Origin of the sequence: Luteimonas sp. 8-5 (assembly GCF_029763755.1) — a bacterium.
Lineage (GTDB): Bacteria > Pseudomonadota > Gammaproteobacteria > Xanthomonadales > Xanthomonadaceae > Cognatiluteimonas.
The window spans coordinates 1-2280 of the sequence record NZ_JARUVM010000006.1 but is presented as its reverse complement, the minus strand read 5'-3'; the positions used below and the strand labels follow the sequence as shown (position 1 = coordinate 2280).

Sequence of the window (2280 nt, the reverse complement as noted above, 5' to 3'; positions counted from 1 at the left end):
GCCGCCGCGCGGCCTGGCGTTGCGCGCGCAGGCGATGGCGGCCAGCGGCCAGGCCGCCCAGGCCTACGGATTGCTGGGTACGCTGCGCCAGCAACAGGCGCTGCCGCCGGCACGGCTGGACGAGTTGCAGGAGCAGTGGGCGGAAGCCTCGCTGCGCGAAGCCGGCGACGCCAACATCCTGGCCGACCGTTGGGAAGGCCTGCCGAAGCCCCTGCGCAACGAACCGGGCGTGGTCGGCGCCTAGGCCGCGCGCCCCGCGGCGCTGCGCTGGGACGAAGCCGCGACGCGCGCGATCGAGCAGGCACTGGACGCGCGCTGGGACGAAGGCCTGGCAGCGCGCTACGGCACGCTGCCGGTCGCCCGCCTGGCCGAGCGCCGGGCCGCCGCCGAGCGCTGGCTGCCGACGCATCCTGCCAGTCCGGCGCTGCTGTTGACCCTGGCGCGGCTGGCCCGCGCGCAGGGACAGTGGCCGCAGGCCGAAGCGTACCTGCACCGCGCGATCGCGCAGGGCGCCGGCAGCGAGGCCTGGGAGGAACTGGGCCACGGTTTCGCCGCGCATGGCGAGGAAGCGCTCGCGCGCCAGTCCTATGCCAATGCGCTGCTGGCCGCGCGTGGCGAAAGGGTCCGCGAACTGCCCGGCCGCGACCTGCGCCAGCAGATCGCCGACAGCGCCGCGATCGAAGAACGCGACGAACACGGCCTGCCCCGCCTGCGCGGGTAGTTACCGCTCCAGGATTGCAACCACTCCCATGCCACCGGCGGTGCAGATCGACACCAGGCAGCGGCCGCCGCCGCGCTCCTTCAGTTCCTTGGCGGCGGTGGCGACGATGCGCGCGCCGGTGGCGGCGAACGGGTGGCCGGTGGCCAGCGAGGAACCGTTGGGATTGATCTTCGCCGGGTCGATGCGGCCCAGCGGCGCATCCAGGCCCAGGCGCGTCCTGCAGTAGTCCTCGCTCTCCCAGGCACGCAGCGTGCATAGCACCTGCGCGGCGAAGGCTTCGTGGATCTCGTAGAAATCGAAGTCCTGCAGGGTCAGGCCGTTGCGCGCCAGCATTTCCGGCACGGCGATGGTCGGCGCCATCAGCAGGCCTTCGCCATGCACGAAATCGACGGCGGCCACGTGCGCGTCGCGGATATGGCACAGCACCTCATGCCCGTGCGCGGCGGCCCATTCGTCCGAAGCCACCAGGCAGGCGGCGGCGCCGTCGGTGAGCGGCGTGGAGTTGCCGGCGGTCAGCGTGCCCTTGCCGGAGGTGCGGTCGAAGGCGGGCTTCAGCGTCGCCAGTTTCTCCAGCGAAGTGTCCGGGCGCAGCACGTTGTCGCGCGCGACGCCGCGGAAGCTCACCACCAGGTCGTCGAAGAAGCCGCGCTCGTAGGCTGCGGCCAGCTTGTGGTGCGAGGACAGCGCCCACTCGTCCTGCGAATCGCGCGAGATGTTCCAGTCGCGCGCCAGGTCCTCGCAGTGCGCGCCCATGGACTTGCCGGTGCGCGGCTCGGCCACGCCGGGGAACTCGGGCCTGAGTTCGCGCAGGCGGAATCCCTTGAACGCGGCCGCGCGCTCCTTGAAGGTCTTGCCGCGCGCCGCATGCAGCAGGCGCCGGCGGAACGCCTGGCCGTAGACGATCGGCACGTCGGAGGTGGTGTCGCTGCCGCCGCCGATGCCGGCCTCGATCTGGCCGGTGGCGATCTTGTTGGCGACCGTGACGATCGAGTCCAGCGACGTGCCGCAGGCCCGCTGCAGGGTGATGCCCGGGGTCAGGGCGGACAGTCCCGAGGACAAGGTGGCTTCGCGGCCCAGGTTCCAGTCCGACGGGTGCTTGATTACCGCGCCCATCGCCACTTCGCCGAGCTGCTGCCCGTGCAGGCCGAACTTCTCCACCAGCGCGCCCAGGGTGCGGACCGACATGCCCAGGTTGCCGACATCGGCATACGCCGTGTTCTGCCGGCAGAAGGGAATGCGGACGCCGCCCAGGACGGCGACGGGACGGCCTTGCTGCATCGTGCGACCTCGCGTCGGCCCACGCGACATCGCGGGGCATAATGCAGGCAGTGTAAACCCGCACCCGTGCACGGCCAATCACGAATGAGCGACGCAAACCACAGTTCCGGAGAAAGGGTGGTGCTCGGCGCACTCGCGCTGGAGCTGACCCCCGGCAGTCCCGTGGGCGCGGACCGCCTCGACCAGGCCGGCGCCGGCAAGCTGGGCGAACGCATGGCCGCCGACCTCGCCCGCTTCAACGCCGAGGCGGCGGAGCTCGAGCTCGCCCTGGTCGGCGCGCA

At 72.0% G+C, this 2280-nt stretch carries 2 protein-coding genes and 1 pseudogene; 2 read left to right on the top strand and 1 reads right to left on the bottom strand.

What is annotated here, in order from left to right; genetic code table 11:
- Positions 1-244: pseudogene (locus QAA18_RS01240) on the top strand (heme biosynthesis protein HemY); the annotation flags it as partial.
- An 18-nt stretch (positions 245-262) separates the two neighbouring features.
- Entirely contained in the window at positions 263-721 is a 459-nt protein-coding gene (locus QAA18_RS12885) for a tetratricopeptide repeat protein (protein WP_343226729.1), read from the top strand.
- On the opposite strand, the gene QAA18_RS01230 is transcribed toward QAA18_RS12885, so the two are convergent.
- Positions 722-1999: an acetyl-CoA C-acetyltransferase gene (locus QAA18_RS01230; RefSeq protein ID WP_279410401.1), complete on the bottom strand. Its 1278-nt coding sequence runs from the start codon at positions 1997-1999 to the stop codon at positions 722-724.
- Between the last annotated feature and the right edge of the window lie 281 nt (positions 2000-2280).

Excerpts from the sequence above, each read along its gene's own strand:
- QAA18_RS01230 (WP_279410401.1), bottom strand. The coding sequence starts at position 1,999 with ATGCAGCAAGGCCGTCCCGTCGCCGTCCTGGGCGGCGTCCGCATTCCC.